The 18,530-nt window shown below is 53.9% G+C and carries 13 protein-coding genes, 1 other RNA gene and 1 pseudogene; 11 read left to right on the top strand and 4 right to left on the bottom strand.

Annotated elements, in window-relative coordinates; translation table 11 throughout:
• Positions 1 to 116 precede the first annotated feature (116 nt).
• Entirely contained in the window at positions 117 to 884 is a 768-nt protein-coding gene (locus KO536_RS16120) for a GntR family transcriptional regulator (protein ID WP_133078313.1), read from the bottom strand.
• Between the two features lie 260 nt (positions 885 to 1,144).
• Between KO536_RS16120 and KO536_RS16115 the strand changes: the two genes are divergently transcribed.
• From KO536_RS16115 to KO536_RS16080, 9 genes and pseudogenes are all read left to right on the top strand, one after another.
• Complete coding sequence (locus KO536_RS16115) at positions 1,145 to 2,839, top strand: lactate permease LctP family transporter (protein ID WP_219262432.1); 1,695 nt, start codon at positions 1,145 to 1,147, stop codon at positions 2,837 to 2,839.
• Between the two features lie 113 nt (positions 2,840 to 2,952).
• Positions 2,953 to 3,777, top strand: a complete 825-nt coding sequence (locus KO536_RS16110; RefSeq protein WP_219262431.1) for a (Fe-S)-binding protein — start codon at positions 2,953 to 2,955, stop codon at positions 3,775 to 3,777.
• Positions 3,774 to 5,231 carry a LutB/LldF family L-lactate oxidation iron-sulfur protein gene (locus tag KO536_RS16105; protein ID WP_219262430.1) on the top strand — a complete coding sequence of 486 codons (1,458 nt, stop codon included), beginning with the start codon at positions 3,774 to 3,776 and terminating at the stop codon, positions 5,229 to 5,231. Before KO536_RS16110 ends, KO536_RS16105 begins: the two co-directional genes overlap by 4 nt.
• On the top strand, positions 5,231 to 5,902 hold the full coding sequence (locus KO536_RS16100) for a lactate utilization protein (RefSeq protein ID WP_219262429.1): 672 nt from the start codon (positions 5,231 to 5,233) through the stop codon (positions 5,900 to 5,902). The genes KO536_RS16105 and KO536_RS16100 overlap by 1 nt, the downstream gene beginning before the upstream one ends.
• A complete protein-coding gene (locus tag KO536_RS16095; protein WP_219262428.1) occupies positions 5,899 to 8,706 on the top strand; it encodes an FAD-binding and (Fe-S)-binding domain-containing protein in 2,808 nt (935 codons plus the stop codon). The genes KO536_RS16100 and KO536_RS16095 overlap by 4 nt, the downstream gene beginning before the upstream one ends.
• A gap of 256 nt (positions 8,707 to 8,962) precedes the next feature.
• Positions 8,963 to 9,244, top strand: a complete 282-nt coding sequence (locus KO536_RS16090; RefSeq protein WP_133078319.1) for a hypothetical protein — start codon at positions 8,963 to 8,965, stop codon at positions 9,242 to 9,244.
• Positions 9,245 to 9,315: 71 nt separating this feature from the next.
• Positions 9,316 to 9,707, top strand: a transfer-messenger RNA (tmRNA) gene (gene ssrA / locus KO536_RS16085).
• 113 nt (positions 9,708 to 9,820) lie between these two features.
• Positions 9,821 to 9,955, top strand: a pseudogene (locus tag KO536_RS24460) (DUF6538 domain-containing protein); the annotation flags it as partial.
• A 450-nt stretch (positions 9,956 to 10,405) separates the two neighbouring features.
• Positions 10,406 to 11,629 carry a site-specific integrase gene (locus KO536_RS16080; RefSeq protein ID WP_257622966.1) on the top strand — a complete coding sequence of 408 codons (1,224 nt, stop codon included), beginning with the start codon at positions 10,406 to 10,408 and terminating at the stop codon, positions 11,627 to 11,629.
• Positions 11,630 to 11,696: 67 nt separating this feature from the next.
• Here KO536_RS16080 and KO536_RS16075 read toward each other — a convergent pair whose 3' ends face one another.
• The 3 genes from KO536_RS16075 to KO536_RS16065 all read right to left on the bottom strand — a co-directional run bounded on the left by KO536_RS16075 (position 11,697) and on the right by KO536_RS16065 (position 16,639).
• On the bottom strand, positions 11,697 to 13,583 hold the full coding sequence (locus tag KO536_RS16075; RefSeq protein ID WP_219262426.1) for an ATP-dependent helicase: 1,887 nt from the start codon (positions 13,581 to 13,583) through the stop codon (positions 11,697 to 11,699).
• Entirely contained in the window at positions 13,576 to 15,348 is a 1,773-nt protein-coding gene (locus tag KO536_RS16070; protein WP_219262425.1) for an ATP-dependent endonuclease, read from the bottom strand. The genes KO536_RS16075 and KO536_RS16070 overlap by 8 nt, the downstream gene beginning before the upstream one ends.
• 376 nt (positions 15,349 to 15,724) lie before the next feature.
• Positions 15,725 to 16,639, bottom strand: a complete 915-nt coding sequence (locus tag KO536_RS16065; RefSeq protein ID WP_257622965.1) for a hypothetical protein — start codon at positions 16,637 to 16,639, stop codon at positions 15,725 to 15,727.
• Between the two features lie 405 nt (positions 16,640 to 17,044).
• On the opposite strand from KO536_RS16065, the gene KO536_RS16060 reads away from it, so the two are divergent.
• The gene (locus KO536_RS16060; RefSeq protein ID WP_219262424.1) at positions 17,045 to 17,701 is read left to right on the top strand and encodes a recombinase family protein; all 657 of its coding nucleotides are present in this window, start codon (positions 17,045 to 17,047) and stop codon (positions 17,699 to 17,701) included.
• A 1-nt stretch (position 17,702) separates the two neighbouring features.
• Entirely contained in the window at positions 17,703 to 18,344 is a 642-nt protein-coding gene (locus KO536_RS16055; RefSeq protein ID WP_219262423.1) for a helix-turn-helix domain-containing protein, read from the top strand.
• Positions 18,345 to 18,530: the final 186 nt, after the last annotated feature.

The following is an 18,530-nucleotide window of genomic DNA, read 5'->3' as shown; positions in this document are numbered from 1 at the left end:
TCACCCTTGCTCTTGTGGGAGCGGGCTTGCTCGCGATGCAGGCGATACGGTCTTTCAGTAGAACCGCATCGATGCAATCGCGAGCAAGCCCGCTCCCACAAGTTTTGCCTTAACCTTTACAACCCATTACGCCGCTCGGCCCGCGCCATGCGCTGCACTTCCTGACGCACTTCTTCCAGTACCTCCTGCACGTACACCAAATGGCGGCTCGCCACTTCCCGGGCGTCCTCCGCCCTGCCCTCGATAATCGCCAGGTACAACTCGCGGTGCTGACTGATCAGCATGTCGCGCGTTTCGCTGCGCTGCTTGTACATCCCGCCAATGTTAGTCACCACGTTGCGCTTGAGCAGATCGAACAGCCCGCGAATCGTGTGCAACAACACCGCGTTATGGCTCGCCTCAGCGATAGCCAGATGGAAGCTCGCATCCGCCTCTCCCTCTTCCGAGCGACTGACCTCATCAACCCGCGCATAGCAATCCTGCAATCGTTCAAACGCCAGCCGTAGTCGCTCGCGATCCATCTCGGTGGCTCTGGATGCGGCGTAAAAAGCGCACGAAGCCTCAAGGGTGTGACGAAACTCAAGCAGATCGCGCTGTGCTTCGGGGTTGCTTTCGAGCAGTTGCAGCAAGGGATCGCTGAACGTCGAGCCCAGCGATGTCGCCACATAATTGCCGCCCCCCTGGCGACTGACCAGCAGCCCCTTGGCCGACAATTTCTGGATCGCCTCACGCAACGACGGGCGCGACACGCCAAACTGTTCCGCCAGCGCACGTTCGGCGGGCAAACGCTCACCCGACTTCAGCGTGCCCTCAAGGATCATCCCCTCAAGCTGCTCGACAATATCGTCCGACAAACGGCGCTGACGAATCTGATCAAACCCCATAACTGCTCTCCACCCTCCCGACCACGCGCCGGGGGCCGCTATTCTCGCTGATTAGCGCCACTCACACACCCACCAGAACACCGCCTGAAACCCCGGGCAGATGCCCCGACGACGAGCACCTCGACTAAAGATTGTGAGGCGGCAAATTGACACATGCCACATAAGGCTTTTAACCTAGCCAACAGCGACTGTAAATTGGTAATACCAATATACCAAATGCAATCGTAGCATCAACCAATAACAATTAGGGGCCACCCCATATGCAAACCTGGCAACAGCTCTACAGTCCGCTCGGCAGCCTCGGCCTGTCCGCTCTCGCGGCCGTTATCCCGATCGTATTCTTCTTCCTGGCCCTGGCCGTGTTCCGCCTCAAAGGTCACGTCGCAGGCAGCATTACCCTGGGCCTGTCGATTCTGGTGGCCATCTTTGCCTTCCAGATGCCTGTCGACATGGCCTTCGCAGCAGCGGGCTATGGATTTGCCTATGGCCTTTGGCCGATTGCCTGGATCATCGTTGCCGCGGTGTTCCTCTACAAATTGACCGTCAAGAGCGGCCAGTTTGAAATCATCCGCAGTTCCGTACTGTCGATCACTGACGATCAGCGCCTGCAAGTGCTGCTGATCGGCTTCTGCTTCGGTGCATTCCTTGAAGGTGCAGCCGGTTTCGGTGCCCCGGTAGCGATTACTGCCGCACTGCTCGTAGGCCTGGGTTTCAACCCTCTGTACGCAGCAGGCCTGTGCCTGATCGCCAACACCGCGCCGGTGGCCTTTGGCGCTCTGGGCATCCCGATCATCGTTGCAGGTCAGGTGACCGGCATCGACGCCTTCAAGATCGGCGCCATGGCTGGCCGTCAGTTGCCATTGCTGTCGCTGTTCGTACCGTTCTGGCTGGTCTTCATGATGGATGGCCTGCGCGGCGTGCGTGAAACCTGGCCCGCAGCCCTGGTGGCCGGCTTGAGCTTCGCCATCACCCAGTACTACACCTCGAACTACATTGGCCCGGAACTGCCGGACATCACCTCGGCCCTCGCCAGCCTGGTCAGCCTGACGCTGTTCCTCAAAGTGTGGCAACCAAAACGCACCGCTGGCGCTCAGATCGCTGGCGTTTCGTCGGACGTAACCGTCACCGCCAGTGCAGGTGGTTTCGGCAAGCCGACCAACCTGATGGCTTCGCCTTACAGCCTGATACAGATCCTCAAGGCGTGGTCGCCGTTCCTGATCCTGACCGTGCTGGTCACCATCTGGACCCTCAAACCGTTCAAGGCCATGTTCTCCGCCGGTGGTTCGATGTACGGCTGGGTATTCAACTTCGCGATCCCGCACCTTGATCAACTGGTGATCAAGACGGCACCGATCGTCAACGCACCGACAGCCATTGCAGCCGTATTCAAACTTGACCCGATTTCAGCCACTGGCACCGCGATCTTCTTCTCCGCGCTGATCTCGATGCTGATCCTGAAAATCGACATCAAGACTGGTCTTACCACTTTAAAAGAGACCCTCTACGAACTCCGCTGGCCGATCCTGTCCATCGGTATGGTGCTAGCCTTTGCCTTCGTTACCAACTACTCGGGCATGTCTTCCACTATGGCCCTGGTGCTGGCAGGTACGGGCGCGGCATTCCCGTTCTTCTCGCCATTCCTTGGCTGGCTGGGCGTGTTCCTGACCGGTTCCGACACCTCGTCCAACGCCCTGTTCAGCTCGCTGCAAGCCACTACCGCGCACCAGATCGGCGTCAGCGACACCCTGATGGTTGCCGCCAATACCAGCGGTGGTGTGACCGGCAAAATGATTTCCCCGCAATCGATCGCAGTGGCATGTGCCGCGACCGGTCTGGTGGGTAAAGAGTCTGACCTGTTCCGCTTCACCCTCAAGCACAGCCTGTTCTTCGCCACCATAGTTGGCCTGATCACGCTGGCCCAGGCGTACTGGCTCACCGGCATGCTGGTGCACTAATACACGCTATGGTTACTGCACATTAATGGCGCCGGGGCACAGCCCCGGCGTCAGTAATTCACTACCCGGTCCACCTCGGTGGACACATAACCGGGACCACCCGGAGACGCCTGATGAGCGAGCTTTTCTACAATGCCGTGCCGAATGCGACCCGCGTCGCCCCACCCCTGCCAACTCCTCGCCAATACCCTGCGCATAAACCGCGCAAGGTCTATCTGTTCGGCACCTGCGTAGTCGATCTGTTCTTCCCCGAAGCCGGGATGGACGCCATCCATCTGATCGAGCGCGAAGGTATCGAAGTCGATTACCCGCAAGGTCAAAGCTGCTGCGGACAACCGGCCTACACCTCGGGCTACACCGACCAGGCACGGGAGGTGGCACGTTCACAGCTGGCCCTGTTTGCTGAAGATTACCCGGTGGTCGTGCCGTCCGGCTCCTGCGCCGGCATGCTGCGCGAGCACTACGAAGACCTGTTCAAAGACGAGCCCGAAACCTTGAAAAAGGTTCACGCACTGGCTGATCGCACCTTTGAGCTCACTGAATTTTTGCTGTTTGTGTGCAAGGTCAAATTCCAGGACCACGGCGCCCCGATCAAGGTCGCGCTGCACACCTCATGCTCCGCACGCCGCGAAATGAACACCCACCTGCACGGCCGCGAAATGCTCGCGCAACTGAGCAATGTGGAACGCATCGACCACAGCCACGAAAGTGAATGCTGCGGTTTTGGTGGGACATTCAGCGTACGCATGCCGGATATTTCCGGCGCAATGGTCGCCGACAAGACCCGCTCCCTGATTGAAACCGGCGCGCATCAAGTGCTCACCGCCGACTGCGGCTGCCTGATGAACATCAACGGCTCGCTGGAAAAACAGAAACAAGCCCTGCGCGGCCAGCATCTGGCCAGTTTTCTGTGGCAGCGCACTGGAGGTGAGCAATGAACGCCAGCACCCTGATTCCCACCGTCGCGGTTGAAGAAGACTTCCGCGAGCGCGCTCACGAAGCCCTGGGTGACAAGCAACTGCGAAACAACTTTCGCAGTGCAATGGATTCCCTGATGACAAAACGCGCCGTGGCCTTCAGCGACGCCCACGAGCGCGAACACTTGCGCGCACTGGGCAACGCCATCCGCGCCCGTGCCCTCTCCAAACTGCCCGACCTGCTGGAACGACTGGAAGCCAACCTGACCCGAAACGGGGTGCAGGTGCATTGGGCCGAAACCGTCGAGCAGGCTAACGAAATCGTCATGTCCATCGCTCGCCGCCGCGACGCCAAACAGGTGATCAAAGGCAAGTCGATGGTCAGCGAAGAGATGGAAATGAACCACGTGCTCGGCGCCCAGGGGATTGAATGCCTTGAGTCCGACATGGGTGAGTACATCGTTCAACTGGACAACGAAAAACCGTCCCACATCATCATGCCCGCGATCCACAAAAACGCAGGGCAAGTGGCCGACCTGTTTCACGAAAAGCTTGGCGTGGAATACACCAAAGACGTCGACCAACTGATCCAGATCGGTCGAAGGGTACTGCGGCAAAAATTCTTCGAAGCTGATATCGGCGTGTCGGGGGTCAACTTCGCCGTCGCCGAAACCGGCACCTTGCTGCTGGTGGAAAACGAAGGCAACGGCCGAATGTCGACCACCGTGCCACCCGTGCACATTGCAGTCACCGGTATCGAGAAAGTCGTCGAAAACCTGCGCGACGTTGTACCACTGGTGTCGCTGCTGACCCGTTCTGCACTGGGCCAGCCGATCACCACCTACGTCAACATGATCTCCGGCCCGCGCAAACCCGGCGAGCTGGACGGCCCTGAAGAAGTGCACCTGGTACTGCTCGACAACGGCCGCAGCCAGGCGTTTGCCGACAGTGAACTGCGCCAGACCCTGAACTGCATTCGCTGCGGTGCCTGCATGAACCACTGCCCGGTTTACACCCGCATTGGTGGCCATGCCTACGGTGAGGTCTACCCGGGTCCTATAGGCGCAATCATCACCCCGCATATGGTTGGCCTGGCCAAAGTTCCAGACCACCCGAGCGCATCGTCGCTGTGCGGTGCCTGTGGCGAAGTGTGTCCGGTAAAAATTCCGATCCCGGCATTGCTGCGACGCCTGCGCGAAGAGAACGTCAAAGCGCCCGATACCTCTCCCCGCATCATGCGCGGCCAGGGCAGCAAGTATTCACGCAAGGAACGTCTGATCTGGAACATGTGGGCCAAGCTCAACAGCTCACCCGCCCTGTACCGCGTATTCCTCAAGGCCGCCACCCGCCTGCGCGGGCTTACGCCGAGCAATGTCGGCCCGTGGACGCAAAACCACAGCGCCCCCAAACCCGCTGCCCGTTCACTGCACGACATGGCCCGCGAACATTTGGCGAAAAAGTCGGGAGACCAGTGATGAGCGCTAAACAGAATATCCTCAACAAACTGCGCAAAAGTCTGACTGGCACCACACCGGTGCCTGACAACTTCGACGAAGTGCTGGTGACAGAGCCCTGGACCTATACCCCGGAGCAACGCATCCCACAGCTGCGCAAATTGATGGAAGCCGTACACACCGAAATCCACCTCAGCACTGAGCAAGACTGGCCAGCGCTGCTGGCGCAATTGGTCACCGACCGTCAATTGCCCAGCTTGCTGATTGCGCCGACTACAGCCCACGGGCAGAAAGTAACCGCGCACTGGGCACAAAACCCTGCGTTGCCAACGCTCAAGGCCTACGATCGCCCGGTGGAAGAGTGGAAGGCCGAACTGTTCAACGACACCCCGGCCAGTTTCACCACCACCCTGGGGGCGATTGCCGCCACCGGCAGCCTGATCATGTGGCCTACCCGTGAAGAACCCCGGCTGATGAGCCTTGTACCACCGGTGCACTTTGCATTGCTCAAGGCCAGTGAAATCCGTGACAACTTCTATCAGGTGCAGCGCGAGATGAACTGGTCAGCGGGCATGCCGACCAATGCATTGCTGGTGTCCGGTCCGTCGAAAACCGCGGATATCGAACAAATCCTCGCCTACGGCGCCCACGGTCCGAAAGACCTGATCGTGTTGATTCTGGAGGATGCATGAGTCTGCCCGCCGCATTTGTGCGTGATGCCGAACGGCTGATACCGCAAGACCGCCGCTTCAACGATCCACTCTCCACCCTGGCTTTCGGCACTGACGCGAGCTTTTATCGGCTGATTCCCAAGCTGGTGATTCGGGTTGAGTCCGAAGACGAAGTCGTCGAACTGCTGAATCTTGCCCGGCGCGATCAAGTGTCGGTGACCTTCCGCGCCGCGGGCACCAGCTTGTCAGGCCAGGCCATCAGCGACTCGGTGCTGATCGTGCTGGGGGATAACTGGAACGCCAGGGAAATTCGCGACCAGGGCATGCAAATCCGCCTGCAACCCGGCGTCATCGGCGCGCAGGCCAACGCCTGGCTGGCCCCGTTCGGACGCAAGATCGGCCCCGACCCGGCCTCGATCAACGCCTGCAAAATTGGCGGCATCGTCGCCAATAACGCCAGCGGCATGTGCTGCGGCACCGCGCAAAACACCTACCACACACTGGCTGGCCTGCGCGTGGTATTGGCCGACGGCACCCGGGTCGACACCGAAGATGCGACCAACATCGCCGCCTTTCGCCAAAGCCACGCCCCCCTGCTCGAACAACTTGGGACTTTAGCTCGCGAGACCCGCGCCAACACTGAACTGGCTGCCAAAATCCGGCATAAATACCGTCTGAAAAACACCACAGGACTGTCGCTTAACGCCCTGGTAGATTTCGATGACCCGCTGGACATCCTCAGCCACCTGCTGGTGGGCAGCGAAGGCACCCTGGGCTTTATCAGCGCAGTGACCTACGACACCGTGATCGACCACCCGAGCAAGGCTTCGGCGCTGATCGTGTTCCCGGACGTTGAAACCTGCTGCAACGCTGTCACCGTGCTCAAGAGCCAGCCCGTCTCCGCCGTAGAACTGCTGGACCGCCGCAGCTTGCGCTCGGTACAGGACAAGCCGGGCATGCCCGCTTTCGTACAACAGCTGTCGGCCAATGCCTGCGCCCTACTGATCGAGTCTCGCGCAGCAACTCAGACGTTGCTGCACGAGCAACTGGGGCAAATCATGGCCTCGCTGTCGACCTTCCCGGTCGAGAAACAGATCGACTTCACCGAAGACCCCGCCGAGAACGCCAAGCTGTGGGCCATCCGCAAGGACACCTTCCCGGCAGTCGGTGCGGTGCGTAAAACCGGCACCACGGTCATCATCGAAGACGTGACCTTTCCGGTCGAACAACTGGCGATCGGCGTCAACCGCCTGATCGAACTGTTCGACAAGCACCACTACGACGAAGCGATCCTCTTCGGCCACGCGCTTGAGGGCAACCTGCACTTCGTCTTCACCCAGGGTTTCAACAATCCTGAAGAAGTGGCGCGTTACCAGGCCTTTATGGATGACGTGGCGCAACTGGTAGCCGTGGAGTTCGGCGGCTCGCTCAAGGCCGAACACGGTACGGGCCGCAACATGGCACCCTTTGTCGAGCTGGAATGGGGCAGCGACGCTTACCAGTTGATGTGGGCACTCAAGCGATTGCTCGACCCGCAGGGCATTCTCAACCCGGACGTGGTGCTCAGCGAAGACCCGCACATCCACCTCAAACACCTCAAGCCGATGCCCGCCGCAGACGAGATTGTGGATAAGTGCATCGAATGCGGTTTCTGCGAGCCGGTGTGTCCGTCCAAGGGACTGACCCTCAGCCCCCGCCAGCGAATTGTCATCTGGCGTGACATCCAGGCTAAAAAGCGCGCAGGCATCGACACCACCGAACTGGAAAAAGCCTACGCCTATCAGGGCATTGATACCTGCGCAGCGACAGGGTTGTGCGCGCAACGTTGCCCGGTTGGCATCAACACCGGCGAACTGGTGAAAAAACTGCGTGCCCGCACAGCCCATAGCGTGAAAACCGCCGACTGGCTGGGCAATCATTTTGCAACCACGTTGCAAGGCGCACGCTTCACCCTGCATGTGGCCAATGGCGCACGCATGATGCTGGGGGCGCCGCGCCTGGGGAAAATTTCGGCAGCACTGACCAAAGCCAGCAAGGGCCGCGTGCCGTTGTGGACCAACGCCATGCCCCAGCCGGAGCGCGCAATCCGCTTTAGCCCGCCAGTCAATGATGAGCGGCCACGGGTCGTGTATCTGGCCGCCTGCGTCTCGCGGGTCATGGGCCCGGCAGCAGGCGACAGCGAACAAATGTCGCTGCTGGACAAAACCCGCGGCCTGCTGGAAAAGGCTGGCTACCAGGTGGTATTCCCCGACAACATGGACAGCCTGTGCTGCGGCCAGCCGTTTGCGTCCAAGGGTTACAACGAACAAGCCGAGCACAAGCGTCAAGAACTGATCGGGGCATTGCTGCACGCCAGCCGTGGCGGGCTTGATCCGATCTACTGCGACACCAGCCCGTGCACCTTGCGTCTGGTGCAGGATCTGGGCGAAACCCGCCTGGACCTGTACGACCCCGTTCGATTTATTCGCACCCACCTTGTGGATAAGTTGAGTTTCACCCCGCAAACCGCACCGATAGCCGTGCATGTCACCTGCAGCACCCAGCACCTGGGCGAAGGCCAGGCACTGATCGACATTGCACGCCTGTGCAGCACCCACGTAGTGATCCCGGAAGGCATTCACTGCTGCGGCTTTGCTGGCGACAAAGGCTTCACCACGCCGGAGCTGAACGCTTACTCGCTGCGCACCTTGAAAGACGCAGTGCAGCAGTGCAGCGAAGGGATTTCGACCAGCCGCACCTGTGAAATTGGCCTGAGCCAGCATGGCGGGATTGATTACCACGGCCTGGTTTATCTGGTGGACCGCGTCACCCGCGCCCAGGCCTGAAAATGTGGGAGCGGGCTTGCTCGCGATAGCATCTGCGCGATCAGGCAGAATCACCGCGCCATCTGCATCGCGAGCAAGCTCACTCCCACCAAAAACAATCGACACCTGCGCCCGTTTTCGAACGCAAAAAAACTCGCCAAATACAGGCAGAACTCCCGAGCGTGGCTATAGTCAATTGGCTTAAGGCCCCAATCTTTGGGGCATATAACCGAGCCTGGAAACACCGGGCCTACCCTGTGCACAAGGAGTTTTCCCCATGAAGCGTACCGCTCTTGCTGGTCTGTTTATTTCCGCTGTGATGTTGGCTTCCCCGGTGTTTGCGGCAGATGACCTTTGCCAGATCAACCTGCAAAAGATCAATGATGCTGTAGCCAGCTCTGGAGAAATCAGCTCCGACTTACAAGACAACATCGACAGCACCGTAGCCCAGGCCAAGGAAGAACAATCCAAAGGCACGAAAGAAGGCACTCAAGCCTGCATTTCACTGACTACCCAAGTGCTCCAGGACATCTCCAACAACAACAAAGGTGGTGAGTAACCCCTTTGGGTTGGCCTTCTGCGCCAGAAAGGCGTAGACTCCGCAGGCTTGCTGGATACACAGCAAGCATCGGGGCCGTTTAGGATTCGACGCCGGTTGCGAAACTCTAGGTGCATGCCGAGTTGGTAACAGAACTCGTAAATCCACTGTTGCAACTACTTATAGTTGCCAATGACGAAACCTACGAGGGTCAAGCTCTCGCAGCGTAAGCTGCCTTAGCCATCCTCCTGGTACCTTCGGGTCCAGCAATCACTAGGGGATGCCTGTAAACCTGAAGTGATTGTCATATAGAACAGGATCGCCGTGCAGTACGTTGTGGACGAATCGGCTAAAACTTACACAACTCGCCCAAAGCACCCTGCCCTTCGGGTCGCTGAGGGTTAACTTAATAGATACGGCTAAGCATGTAGTACCGACAGCGGAGTACTGGCGGACGGGGGTTCAAATCCCCCCGGCTCCACCAAGTCCTTACACAAAGCCCCGTTTTACGGGGCTTTGTGCTTTCTGGCCCTACCAAATCTGGTAGGTGTGCCACTGAGGTGTGACATTCTTGTGGGGCATCACCCGGTGCCCACTATGAAATCCAGCCCTACCTATCTCACCTTAAACAGACACGGAACCTTCTATTTCCGGATAGCCATACCTATCGCACTCCGATCACAGGTAAACGGCAAACGTGAGATTCGACGCTCGCTCAAAACTGATAGCCGAAGGCTAGCCCTTAAGCTCGCAAGACAGCATGCTGTGCGCCTTGAATCAGTTTTCGACCGAGTATTGAGAATGACGGCACAGGATGAATACGAGCCCTCAGCGGAGGAGTTGGAGCTTTTGGAGGAGCTACTGAATAACCCCGAGGCCGGAGTATGGGCAGACACTCACCAAGCGCCAAAAACATCGCCAGAACCCCCGCTATCAGACTCACAGCTTGAGGCCCAACAACGCAGGCGCGAAGTTGAGCGTCTTTTAACAGGCGCATACCATCGAACAATCTCGAACGAGCAAGAGTCGCTGGCGCGTAAGTTGATCGAGCTCTCAAGCTCCTACCAGCCAACTGAGCTACGCGCTATTTTGCCCCGCCTCAGAGATGAGTTGGCGCTCCGAAACCTCTCCCCTGACCATAAGGCTAGCGCTCAAGAGGAAGCTCCGCGATGCGACCCTAGAATGAGCAATTGGACGCTATATCAGGTCTGGGAGCACCAGCTTGCTCGTGACAAAGCCGACACCTCCTCAAAAGGGGGGCAGGCTAACCACGGCGGAACACTGGAAGAGCGGGAGCGTCGAGCCCGCGTAATGACCGTTCTTACACAGCACAAGCCAGTAATTCAACTTACTAAACAGGATTGGCAAGCAGCTTATGATGCTGCGCGAAAGATGAAGAGCGGTGCCTTGGCATCTATAGCGCCAGCTCCAACCCCTCTCCAACAGCTGCTCACTGACGATCCTGAGCAGATGACTGGGCATGAGCGTGTAAGCTCACTAATCGCATCAATGAAACAGATACAGAACCATGCCAGATACATCGATCTAACATCCGTCAGAGTGGATGACTTAATCATCAAGCCAGTGCAGAAACGAGAGAGTGACCGCAGCCGCGATGGAGTGCCCTTCTCCCCGGATGATGTCGAAGCCATTTTCTCCGGATATATCTACCAGGGCCAACCTCCTTCTGATCGAACCAAAGCGTACCCTTTTTGGTTCTGGATGCCGCTATTAGGCTATTTTACGGGTGCCCGCACCAATGAAATAGCACAACTCGACACAGCAGACATTAAGGAAATTGATGGACACCCATGCATCAACTTCTGCGCAGACGATCCAAGAACGCCTGAAGCAAAGCGGATCAAGACAGATGAAGCCCGACAGGTTCCAATTCATCCACGATTGATTGAATTGGGCTTTCTTGAATATGTAGACCATCAGCGCCATGACAATCAAAAAAAGCTGTTTGGAGACGGTCTCACCTACCTTCCACCACGGGACCGTGATACTGATCACAATAAAGAAGGCTGGGCTAAAAGCGCTGGGAAATTTTTCAACGAGAAACCGAAGGGATATTTAGTCTCTATAGGCGTTCACGTGCCACACGACGGAAAAAGCCTCTACTCCTTTCGCCATACCCTAGAAACAAACCTGCGTAATGTTCGCAGAGATGGAAAACCTGTCGACCAAACTATTATTGACGCTATCACAGGCCATGCTCAAAATTCCATTGCTGGAAGGCACTACGATGGAGGCCCCACAACTGAGCATAAACTTCGAGCACTCGTACTACTTCCGATACCTGAAGCAATCAACAAAATACAGAGCTATAAGTTAAACTTCGTAGAAAGATTCAGCTCCATACTCAACAAAAGCATTATTAGCCACAGAAATAAAAAAGCCTGACTTATAACCGTCAGTGTAGGAGACAAAATCTCCTACACTGACACTGGATAGCAATCGACTTAATTTACTAACGCAGTAGCTCATCAACAAACCTTGAGCGTCTTTGATATTTCATATCACCCCAGGGCATTAGTCGCTTGCCAGGATAGGTTACGTATACCCAACGTCGAGCCCTAGTAATAGCAACAAACGCATTGTTTCTTTCTTCCTCAACTGCCTCAGGTGTATTGGCACGATAATCAGGAAAGACACCTTCACACAACCCCAATACGAATACGATGTCCTTTTCCAACCCCTTCATAGTATGAACGGTGCTGATCGTGAGACCGGTTTTTTGATAGGGCTCACTGAGCTGACCTAATGCCATTGAGTTTCTGAAGGCACTTAAAGACTCGCCCAACCCTTTCCTTTTATACGTGGTCCAACAACCTCTGAACTCCTCAAGCTCTGATAGCGACCGTTCGACTTCAGCCTCTTCTACTGCAGAACTAGTTACGAGCGACGAAAGCGCCCCAGCAAAGACCACACACATTTTAGGTATGTTTGGAGTTTCTCCATCAAGCTCATTTATCGCAAGAAGAAGATCTGCATACAGATTTGAAAACAAATCATTCTTTGCTCTCAACTGCATAGCTAAATCGCTCAATATTCCGATTTCGCCCCAGGCTTGGTCTTTATCAATACCTAGAGCATCACAAAGCCTACCACCATCAAGCCAGTCTTTCGGATTAAGTTTCAACCTAATTGCTAGATCGAGAATCTTACCGAAGACAGAGGTCGGGAGTTGTAACCGCTCACCCCTCTTCATGTAATAGTCAATCCCACAGCGTTTAAGCTCAGCTTCAAGCGCTCTAAAAACGAATCGATTTCGACCAATCACCACCATGTTCTCTAATGTGATTGGCCCTTCTATTTCAGGATGAACCCCAAAAGATAATAGCTCAGAAACTTTGCGGCAAACCCATCTAGCTTCTGCCTCTTCATCCTCGCATGCCTCAATATGGGAAACCCCTTGTAAAGCAGCTGTCATCCCTAGCTGGGAACCGGGTCTTAGCTTATTTGCCCAAGCCACCACTGCCATTGAACTGCGATAATTTTCAACCAGCCTATATTGAACAGGTGAAAAATCCGCGATAAAATTCTCACATAAAAACTTTTTGGATGACCCATTGAAACCAAAGATCATTTGATCCGGGTCACCAACAAGCATAACGCTTTTGATTTTTCCGGCCGCTAGGGCTCTTACAAACTCATACTGAGCCTTATTTAGATCTTGAGCTTCATCTACACAGACATGCTTATATTTAGCGCGATAGATATCTCCACACCACGCCTGCTCAATCAATATCTTATGCGCAAAGACTAAAATATCATCGAAATCGATACCACCACTTTCCAAGAGAGCCTCTTGATATCTTCGATAGATGGACAGAAATGCTGGCGTCTCAGAATACCTGGAAATCATTTCGCTCTCGGTCAACAGTGACCTCTTAACGAAAGAAAACTCTTCCATGTAGCGCTGAATCTCTTTAGCCCTTGATGACGGGTTGCTTCCAATGCCTAAAAACTCATCCACATCAAGACCATCATCCAACAACGATTGGATGAACACAGCTTTCCTATCTTCGTCTCGCTCATAAATATGGAGCTCTGAAGGCAGGCCAATTGTATGACCATACTGATCAACTATACGCTGCGCCACAGAGTGAATTGTGGATATCCAGCACCGATCTAAATATTCAGGCACATCCTCTAATCTGGAGTTCATTTCATCGGCTGCTTTGTTTGTAAAAGTCAGCCCAATGACACCTTCCTTTTTTGTAGACGCAAGAATGTGGCGTATGCGTTCTGTAAGAACACGAGTCTTTCCTGAGCCCGCCGAAGCAAGAATTTGCATCCCCTGGTTGAGCGGTGCATAAACAACTTCAGCCTGCTTATCGGATAGCTTAATCATATCTTAGCCACTCTTTTATATTATCGAACGCATCTAGAACTGCACGAGGTATACGTTGCTCCACCGTCCTATCAGCATCATTAATCTTCAACACGTCTCCTAAAAAACCTGAGTAAGATGCTTTCATCGCACCCATCTTAGCCAAGAGTTCGATGTCACTCAGCGCAGAAATCTCTGTTCGCTTCGCATCTATCCACCGAGCATTATCAGAGCCCTTTGTTTCACACTTAACGAGGGCTTCAATAACTTCAACTTTAAGACCTAGAGAATTAAGAACCTCCGCTTCAAAAGCATTGCCTGCACTAAGGTACGAGACACCGAACAAATCGCCCCCCAACTCTAGAGAGGTTTCCGCTTTTACTTTTTCTAATTGAGCTTCGATCTCACCCCTAGTACTCCCATCATTATCACTAATGATGTATACGGGAATACCTAAGCTGCAAGCAAGCTTGACAAAAGGAGGATAGTTTTTCCCACCAACACTAATACAAGACACTCCTAACTCGCACATTGAAATACCTGAATAGATTTCAAATAGCGAAGGAATGACCTGTTCCTCTGTAACTCCCTCACAAAGAATCAACGCCTTTGAAAATAAAATATCTGCACGCTTATTTATTATTTCCCGCGAGAGCATATTCCTCTCATCAGGAGTCATCTTGTAGGCTATTTGACTCACCTTACAACCATCTAGAGTTCGAGAGACTGATCGTATATTCATGATATCAGCCATACCTGCCAAGTATGGCGAGTGAGTGCTTACGATTACCTGACCCGGTGTACTCGAGAGCTGGCGGAATAAGGTCCGCTGAGCATTTGGGTGCAAATGCGCTTCTGGCTCCTCTGCCGTAATTATTGGAAAAAAAGGTTCTGCCTCTCTTTCGTGCTTATTACAGGCAATTTCAGCGAATGCTTTTACAGTTAGCAAAGAGGCCCAGCTCCTGGTCCCCATTCCGTGATACTCCATCGAGAACGTACTTTCTGCCGAATCGCCAAAACTTACTGAAAAGTTTTTCGACAAGTCCCTAACTTTTTTAGGCAACGGATTTAACTCTGCATTCCCACCACCAGAAAAAGACATTGCAAGGCCACTTAAATGCTGCTTCAAAAGCGTTAGCTCTGCACTTTTCCCAACTGCCTGATCATTAACTTCACGAATAAGCTCTTCTAATGCTCGCACCTCCTCCTCATCATAGGTAACCCCTGACAGCACTCTCCCTACAAATGAAGATCTTTCTCGCAGTTCAAAGTGAATATCGCGCTGGGCTTCTACAGGTATGACAGGAATGCATGATAATCGAGAGTTCAGCCTCGTCTCTTTATTTCTCTGACTCGTCCAATTTTCAAATTCCGCCCAACGTTCCATAGAGTAGCGAACTGTATCAAAACCACCTTTAGTCTGATTTTGCTTTGATCTTGTTCGAAGGGCTACAAACTGCTTACCATCGGCTTCAGATTTAATCTTGTCTCCGAATTCTGTTGCCCAGCTCTCAGAAAACGCTATGGATCGAGCACCAGAGCCATCTACTGGCACAACTCTCAAATCGACAAAAATCTCTGATGCCTTCTGTCCATCCAGACCGATAAAGAAGTCCTCATCACTAAGATAACGAGAGTAATCCCCCACCGCGAGCTGTAACGCTTTCAAAATAGAGGTCTTACCGGCGTTATTCGTGCCGAGTAATACAGTCATCGGTCGAAGAGAAAGCTCTAACGAGCTAATCCCCCGGAATCCAGATATTCGAATTGAATCGATGAGAATCATAACGTCCCTTTAGGCTATAAAAATTCGAAGGCATGAATGAAAGCATCGACGTCGAGCGTTGCTCGTGCCCCCTACTCTACGATCATAGCCGCTTGGGGCCATCACAACCTATTGCATTGGGCACCTTCGCAGATCATAAAACGACAGTAGGACGATCAGGTTTGGTCTACGCACCGGGCGGGCGACTGCTCGGGCGTGATTACCTATTGGTATTCTAGCTAATCACCCATTGACATAGGTTTTGATACACATGATTAATGCCCGCAATTGGACAGAATTAACAAGCGTGGGCACCAGAAAATGAGTCTCTCGATACTGCTTACTCCATTCTGCTGGCACAGGCAATGGCAGCGCATCCAGAGAGCTACGAAGGTTTTCAACCGCCGAATGATGAAACAGGTAGATACGCCTCTCCAGTTTGAGAGGCGTGGCGACGAATTCTACGAACAACTTCTAGGCATTGCATTCCACCTGTAAGGATTAGATACATGTGAGACGCATCAAGTAACAACAAGGTGCTCTTCTTACCTGAAGCTTCTTTTACCGCCACTGAGGAATAACCAGCCATGCATAGGAACAGACCCATTGTGTTATCGGCTTTGCTCTCCACTTTTCCACGAAATATGTCGATATCTGGCCCTCCAGCTTGAGCTGATGTGAACTTCAATTCGACAAGATAGGTGGTTCCGTCAACCGTGATCGAACCGTCAATTTGCCGACCACCCGTGTTGTATGGGCGGCGATGTTCAACTTCAGAGAAAACCAAGAAATCATAGAACCAGTCTTGAAAGGCGTAGCCACCTGGCGCTGTGCCCATCTGGGGCGCCAGATCATCAAGTCGCTGCATTAGCTCGGAGATGCTTGCTCGCTGCCGTTGAGTGACCTCACGCTCTTCCCTTGCTCGAGCTTTTACTACCTCGCGCTCTCGTTCAGAGCGGACCTCTTCGGTTTGACGGGCAATGAGTGCTTTCAACTCAACAACGGCCTTAGTCGCATCCTGAATTTTAACAGCTGAGTCTTCCCAGTCACGAAGATCGGGAAAGGTAGATTGCTCTGCTAGAAAAGCAGCCATTTTGCCAATAACAGCCTTCCCCTTATCAGTTCGCTGCAACGCCGCGAAGGTGCGATCCAAAAAATCACGCTTGCTCTCTTCAGGCGACCATGTTGCCAAGTGAGATTCTGCAACATGTGTTTGGCGCAAAAACTTGCGAAGCGACTCCTTCCGCCAGAAAGATTTGAGTGCAGCCTCATAGGCAAGCTGAACGAGATAAGGCGTGAGTTTTATTGCCATATGAAAATATTGCCCCCAGGTTTCATCGATAGGTAGCGCAACGCGGCAACCACCAGATACTAACCGAACTGATTGGTTACCGCCTGCCTATGGCTAAGAGCTTACGGGAGATGAAGGGCTGGCTATAGAGGTTGCAGAGGAGAGCTCCGAAGCCCTCCCCCTGGCCAATCTATACCGTGCTGATGGGCAGACCGACACCTATCGATCACTCTAACAACGAACCACAAACCTCCACGATCGAGCGCGTAAAGAAACACTAGAAGGTTTTCATACAACTATCAAAGAAGTAGACGTAAATGGTAGTTGGATAGCCACGCCTCATTCGCTATCAAATATCTATTGATTATAGACATATGATCAAACTATCATTGATCTATAGAGTGAATAGATAAAGGATTTCCAGCCATGAATGCCCACCTCTACCTACGAGCGTCAACGAAAGAGCAGGATGCCAGCCGTGCTCGGGTAACTCTGGAGGCTTTCGCCGCTGACAAGGGCCTGAACATCGTTGAGGTGTACGCCGAGAACATCAGTGGCACCAAACTCGACCGACCTCAGCTGCTCGCCCTGCTCGAAACAGCCGAGAAGGGTGACGTACTGTTGGTCGAGTCAGTAGACCGCCTCAGTCGCCTCTCACAGGCTGACTGGGACACTCTCAAGGCGACCATAAAGGTCAAGGGACTACGACTGGTTGTTGCTGATTTACCTACCAGTCACATGCTGGTTGAGGCCAAAGGAATCACCGGGCAGATCATGGACGTGATCAACAACATGCTGATCGACTTGATGGCAACCATGGCACGCTTGGATCAGGAGAAGCGCGTGGAACGTATCAGGCAAGGACTGGAAAACAAGAGAGCTGCCGATCCTGAGTGGAAGCCATCGGGCAAAAGCAAGAACGCTGCAAAGTGGGCGGAGGTGCAGTCACTGATGGAGAAACACCCAACGATGTCTGCTGATCAGATTGCCAAATTGGCTGACTGCGGTGTTGCAACCGTCTACCGGATCAAGCGCACGCTGAAACCGACAGCGCCACACGCCTCCAACAGAGAGGAGGTGTGATATGTCCGGCAAAAAGGCGACACCAGATCAAAACACTCAAGCCGTAATTCTCCGAGAAGCTGGCTATACACTGCCGGCGATCGCATCTCGACTAGAACTCAGCATCAGCACCGTGCAACGCATCGTAAAAACCAACAAGGCTGTTGCTGGCGCTTCCACACAAGCCCTCGTTGAGAAAGCAAGGGAAGAAATGCTCAACGCCGCCTATGCACTTGAGCAAGTTCAGCGCACTGCGGCGGCATTGGTATTGGACGATTTGGCGATCAGTCAGCAGATCAGAGCCAAGCTCTCGGAGTGTGTTGATCAGATTGATCCAGCTGACTCCGGCGCCCTCAGAGCGCTCGCCGCCAGCGCAACGACATTGAAACTCACACAGGACGTAACACGGCGCGCCCTGCCCCTTGAAAAGCTGAACATGGCTTTGGACATAGAGGAATTACCTGAGCTCCAAATCCATATCATGAGCGAATACGATGTAGCAAAAATGCGTGCCGAGCAACGCAGAGAAGAGGCTGAGATTAATGGTGATGGTGAAGCGATGGAAGACGAGATCGAAACACTGCACTGGCTTGAACACAGACAGGATCAGCAGAATAAAACCCTGATGCTAGATAACGACGACATCATCACGGAATACTTCTGACCTGTACTTGACCATACGCTGACCGGGGTCGTGGTTGTCAAAGTCTTAGATCCTGTGTAAGCAATCGATCACCATGGCGCCATCCAGTAGAACGCCATTTTGAAAATAGACCTCGCAAGAGGACTGAGAGCTCGCCATGGACACGAAGAGTGAAATCGCACCATCCTTTACCGAGTATCCTGATCG

The sequence above is a fragment of the Pseudomonas sp. NKUCC02_KPG genome (assembly GCF_019345465.1).
In the GTDB taxonomy this organism is placed as follows: Bacteria; Pseudomonadota; Gammaproteobacteria; order Pseudomonadales; family Pseudomonadaceae; genus Aquipseudomonas.
This window is presented reverse-complemented; position numbering and strand designations above follow the sequence as displayed.